Annotated in this window: 7 protein-coding genes; 3 read left to right on the top strand and 4 right to left on the bottom strand. The window is 47.6% G+C overall.

Going from position 1 to position 4,576, the window contains the following annotated elements:
- The first annotated feature begins 166 nt into the window (after positions 1–166).
- The 3 genes from OB13_RS11015 (at position 167) to frr (ending at position 2,158) form a co-directional block, all read left to right on the top strand.
- On the top strand, positions 167–664 hold the full coding sequence (locus OB13_RS11015; RefSeq protein WP_461490218.1) for an acyl-CoA carboxylase biotin carboxyl carrier protein subunit: 498 nt from the start codon (positions 167–169) through the stop codon (positions 662–664).
- An 84-nt stretch (positions 665–748) separates the two neighbouring features.
- Positions 749–1,534: a UMP kinase gene (gene pyrH, locus OB13_RS11010; protein WP_461490217.1), complete on the top strand. Its 786-nt coding sequence runs from the start codon at positions 749–751 to the stop codon at positions 1,532–1,534.
- Positions 1,535–1,594: 60 nt separating this feature from the next.
- On the top strand, positions 1,595–2,158 hold the full coding sequence (gene frr / locus OB13_RS11005) for a ribosome recycling factor (protein ID WP_461490216.1): 564 nt from the start codon (positions 1,595–1,597) through the stop codon (positions 2,156–2,158).
- A 145-nt stretch (positions 2,159–2,303) separates the two neighbouring features.
- Here the strand turns inward: frr and nadD are convergent, their stop codons facing one another.
- Genes nadD through OB13_RS10985 form a run of 4 tightly spaced genes read right to left on the bottom strand, consistent with a single transcriptional unit; the run spans position 2,304 to position 4,362 of the window.
- Positions 2,304–2,876: a nicotinate (nicotinamide) nucleotide adenylyltransferase gene (gene nadD, locus OB13_RS11000; protein ID WP_461490215.1), complete on the bottom strand. Its 573-nt coding sequence runs from the start codon at positions 2,874–2,876 to the stop codon at positions 2,304–2,306.
- Complete coding sequence (gene gmk, locus OB13_RS10995) at positions 2,873–3,457, bottom strand: guanylate kinase (RefSeq protein WP_461490214.1); 585 nt, start codon at positions 3,455–3,457, stop codon at positions 2,873–2,875. Before gmk ends, nadD begins: the two co-directional genes overlap by 4 nt.
- A 6-nt stretch (positions 3,458–3,463) precedes the next feature.
- The gene (locus tag OB13_RS10990) at positions 3,464–3,745 is read right to left on the bottom strand and encodes a zf-HC2 domain-containing protein (protein ID WP_461490213.1); all 282 of its coding nucleotides are present in this window, start codon (positions 3,743–3,745) and stop codon (positions 3,464–3,466) included.
- Between the two features lie 23 nt (positions 3,746–3,768).
- Positions 3,769–4,362 carry a sigma-70 family RNA polymerase sigma factor gene (locus tag OB13_RS10985; RefSeq protein WP_461490212.1) on the bottom strand — a complete coding sequence of 198 codons (594 nt, stop codon included), beginning with the start codon at positions 4,360–4,362 and terminating at the stop codon, positions 3,769–3,771.
- Positions 4,363–4,576: the final 214 nt, after the last annotated feature.

Here is a 4,576-nt window from a genome sequence, read left to right as displayed (position 1 = left end):
TTGTTTTGTTGACCTTACAGCCGCCCGTAAATGCCATGGCCACCGCCAGCCCCACTACACTCAGAAACCTATGATTCATGATGGATTGTTTTAATTTTGAGCTCAATTTCTAAAATTACTCTGATAAATCAATTATCTTTAAGCTCCATAACCTGAATATATAAAGATGCTCCAGATAAAAACCGCTAACGACGAAACATGGCAGGTTGATATTCAAAAAGACGCTATTATTCTCAACGGAACACCTTTCAACTGGGACATCTCCCCCATTGGTCCCCATACCTACCACATCATCAAAGACGCCAGGTCCTATACCGTTGAAGTGGTAGAGGCTGATTACCAGGCTAAAACATTCACTTTTAAGATCAATGGCAGAAAGCAGACAGTAAGCGCCAAAGACCGTTTCGATCTGCTGCTCGACAAGTTGGGTATGAGCAATGCCAATGTACAGAAAGTAAATGATGTGAAAGCGCCTATGCCCGGTCTGATACTGGAAATAAAAGTGCAGCCGGGCCAGGAAGTGAAAAAAGGGGACCCGATCATGATACTGGAAGCCATGAAAATGGAGAACATCCTCAAATCACCGGGCGATGGCATTGTGAAAGAAATAAAGGTAGCCGTAAAACAGAACGTAGAAAAAAACCAGGTTTTGATTCAATTTTGATTTTTTTGTGTTGCCGGATGGGCAGCACCTACTGCCCGCCCGTAACAGGAGCATCCATAAACGTTAACATTACAAAATACGATCGTGAAGTATAAAAGAATATTGCTGAAGTTAAGCGGCGAATCGCTGATGGGAGAACAACAGTACGGCATCGACACTGAAAGGCTGATGCAGTACTCGCAGGAGATTAAAGAGGTCGCCGCCATGGGCGTAGAGGTAGCAGTAGTGATCGGAGGAGGCAACATCTTCAGAGGGGTGCAGGCCGAAGAAGTTGGACTGGACCGTGTACAGGGCGACTACATGGGTATGCTGGCTACGGTGATCAACAGCATGGCCTTGCAGAGTGCACTTGAAAAACTGGGGGTATATACCCGCCTGTTATCCGGCCTAAACATTCAGCAGGTATGTGAGCCCTACATACGCCGACGCGCTGTGCGTCACCTCGAGAAGGGACGCGTTGTGATCTTCGGGGCAGGTACCGGCAATCCATACTTCACCACCGATTCGGCTGCAAGCCTGCGTGCCATCGAGATTGAAGCGGATGTAGTACTGAAAGGTACCCGCGTAGATGGCATCTACTCGGCTGACCCGGAGAAAGATCCCAATGCTATTTTCTACTCCAATATTACTTTTAAAGACGTATTCGAAAAGGGCCTGAACGTAATGGACATGACTGCTTTTACGCTCTGTAAGGAGAACGACCTGCCGATCATCGTATTTGACATGAACAAAGGCGGCAACCTGAAGCGCCTAGTACAAGGCGAGAAAATAGGTACGCTGGTGAGTATGGACGACATCGCCGAGTCCATTGAAGAAGCGGTAGACCAGTTACGAACTTCAGAAGCGACAAGCAGAACTGATAAAAATTAGTATTTTTGCAACCCAAACAAGTATAGTTCAACAGAAGAACCTTATTAAGTTAAAATTGATATGACGGAAGAAATTCAGTTTTACCTCAGCGAAGCCGAGGAGTCTATGCAGAAAGCGTTGCAGCACACCAATGCTGAATTGCTTAAAATCAGAGCGGGCAAAGCCTCGCCTGCTATGGTAGAGGACCTGCGCGTAGATTACTATGGCACCCCGACACCGATCTCTCAGGTAGCCAACGTAACCACTCCGGATGCCCGCACCCTCATGATCAAACCATGGGAGAAGAACATGGTAGGTGAAATTGGCAAAGCCATCAAAAACAGCGACCTGAACCTCAACCCGCTGGTAGAAGCAGACGGCATACGCCTCAACATTCCGCCACTGACCGAGGAGCGCCGCCGCGACCTGGTGAAGCAGGTGAAAAACGAGACAGAAGGTGGCAAGATCAGCATCCGAAACATCCGCAAGGATGTGAACGACTCACTTAGAAAACTGCAGAAAGAAGGCACCTCGGAAGACGCCGTGCGCGACGCTGAAACGAAAGTGCAGAAGATGACAGACAGCTATATCGTAAAAGTTGATGAGCTGCTGGCCAAAAAAGAAGCCGAAATCATGACTGTGTGATCTTTAGGCACAAGCTATCAGACACAGGACGTAAGCCCTTGCTTTCCTTCTGAAAACAAAAAAGAAGAGCCCTACATTGCTGTAGGGCTCTTCTTTTTTAAGGTAAATCTTGTGTCTTACGTCCTGTGTCTTGTGTCCTGTTGTACTACAGGTATAGCTTGTGCACCTTTATATAAGCAGCGACATCATCCGGCACCATGTACTGGATAGACTTTTCTTCTTTGATGCACTGCCTGATAAACGTGGCAGAGATATCAAGTACGGGCGCTTTGATGAAGGTGACATTCGGCATAGGCGGCAGCTCGGTGGTGACAGAACCGGAACGCGGGTAGACGTATACCCGGTGGTATTCCAGTATCTTGTCCGCGTTTTTCCATTTCGGGAATAACGGCAGGTTGTCCTCCCCCATGATGAGCACAAACTCATAGCTCGGATACTTCTCCTGCAGGTATGTGAGGGTATCGATCGTATAGCTCGGCCGGGGCATGTTGAACTCGATGTTCGAAACGCCCAATCTCGGGTTATCGGCCACGGCCAGCGACACCATGTGCAGGCGGTCGAACTCGTGCAGCAGCGTGTTGCTGGGTTTAAAAGGATTCTGCGGCGACACCACCAGCCATACCGTATCGAGGTCCGTGTTGTTGGCCATAAAATTGGCCAGGATCAGGTGCCCGACATGTATAGGGTTAAAGGAGCCAAACAGCAGCCCTACCTTCATACGATCGCGTGTTCGGCGTTGAGGAACTCTTCCACCAGCTTTTCGGCTTTGGCACAGGCTTCGGTCAGGTTGTCGTTGACGATCACCTTATCAAACTGATCTTCAAACTTAAGTTCGAATTCGGCCTTGAATACCCGGCTGGAAATGCTGGATGCGGAGTCGGTGTTGCGGGCCTGCAGGCGCTTGGCCAGTTCCTCTACAGAAGGGGGCTTGACAAATACGGCCAGTGCTCTTTCTTTGTAAAAATGCTTTATACTTAATCCCCCTTTTACGTCCACATCCAGAATGACGTGCTTGCCGCTTTTCCAGATGCGCTCAATTTCTGATTTCATGGTGCCGTAAAAGGCCCCTTCGTATACTTCTTCCCACTCCACAAACTCATCATTCTCGATCTTATTCTTGAATTCCTCCGGTGTTATGAAGTAGTAATCTTTTCCGTTTTCCTCAGAGCGGCCGCGCTTATCGCGGGTGCAGGCCGATATGGAAAAGGCCAGGTTCGGGTTAACCTGTAACAGGTGCTTTACAATAGTAGTCTTGCCGGCCCCGGAGGGAGCCGAAAAAATGATGATCTTTCCTTGCATCGGAGGCTATACAGTTTCTTGAATTTTGGCTTTAATTGACAAAGCTAAGCTTTCTGGCACAATTACGCGCTTCAGATGGCCGCATACAAGCCCTTTGAGGAGTTTTTGTTTCTGATGGCTTTCGAAGCAGGGAACGCATTCTTCGATGTGAGTATTAAAGTAGGATTGTTCTTCACCGGATGCTTCCCCATCAATCATGAGGTCCAGCAATTGGGCTATCTTGTCACACTCTGACTCATAGCCATCTTCAGATACTTTCTGATGCGTTTCTGTAAATTTCGATTCCATCTTAACTCAAACTCTTTAGTTTTCTAACTATTATATCCCATGCTTTTCGCATACTTTTCCAACTTCTCTTTTAAAGAGTTCCGGGCGCGATGCAATCTGGAGCGCACGGTACCTATCGGGATATCCAGTATCTTGGCCATTTCCTCGTAGGTGAATCCTTCCAGGTCGCAGAGTATGATCACGGTGCGGAAGTCAACCGGCAGCGCATTGAGCGCACTGGCCACCTCATCGCCTATCAGATCCTGCACACTTTCAGTGCGCATGTCGGTTGTGGTGGCTACGCCTCCCTCGCCCTCTACGTCGTCTGAATTATAGTAGCCTTCTACTTCGCTGTAGTCTACTTTAGCAGGCTGCTTACTCTTTTTCCGGAACTCGTTTATGAAGGAGTTCTTCAGGATTCGGAACAGCCATGCTTTTGCATTAGTTCCTTGTTCAAAGTAATCAAAGAAGCGGTACGCCTTCAGGTAAGTTTCCTGCACTAGATCGTTGGCGTCATCTTCATCGAGGGTAAGCCTGTAGGCAAAATTGTACAGAGGGTCAAGCACGGGTAATAATTCGGCCTCGAACCGCGCATCTTTTTCCTCTTTACTCATCTGTTTACCTGTTTGCTCGCTCATTTGACTTGATTTTGTACTTTTATAAAGCCGTACTTGCGTATTTATACGCAAATATAGAAATTTTAATTACATACCCTCCTTGCCCCTTTTGGGTTGCAATTTGCTTCGGAAAGCAGGTATGCCTGCCACAGGATGGCGGCAAATCATTCTCTTTTTGTTTCTAGCATCATACGGAATTTCAAAACTTTAAGCAGTTCATCCACACTTTTTTCAT

The organism is Pontibacter sp. HJ8 (genome assembly GCF_054824225.1).
The sequence above is the reverse complement of the archived record's forward strand: the minus strand, read 5'-3'. Positions and strand labels throughout refer to the sequence as shown.

Bases quoted from the DNA above. Each gene is read 5' to 3' on its own strand.
- OB13_RS11015 (WP_461490218.1), top strand. From the start codon at position 167: ATGCTCCAGATAAAAACCGCTAACGACGAAACATGGCAGGTTGATATT.
- frr (WP_461490216.1), top strand. From the start codon at position 1,595: ATGACGGAAGAAATTCAGTTTTACCTCAGCGAAGCCGAGGAGTCTATG.
- nadD (WP_461490215.1), bottom strand. From the start codon at position 2,876: ATGAAGGTAGGGCTGCTGTTTGGCTCCTTTAACCCTATACATGTCGGG.
- gmk (WP_461490214.1), bottom strand. From the start codon at position 3,457: ATGCAAGGAAAGATCATCATTTTTTCGGCTCCCTCCGGGGCCGGCAAG.
- OB13_RS10990 (WP_461490213.1), bottom strand. From the start codon at position 3,745: ATGGAATCGAAATTTACAGAAACGCATCAGAAAGTATCTGAAGATGGC.
- OB13_RS10985 (WP_461490212.1), bottom strand. From the start codon at position 4,362: ATGAGCGAGCAAACAGGTAAACAGATGAGTAAAGAGGAAAAAGATGCG.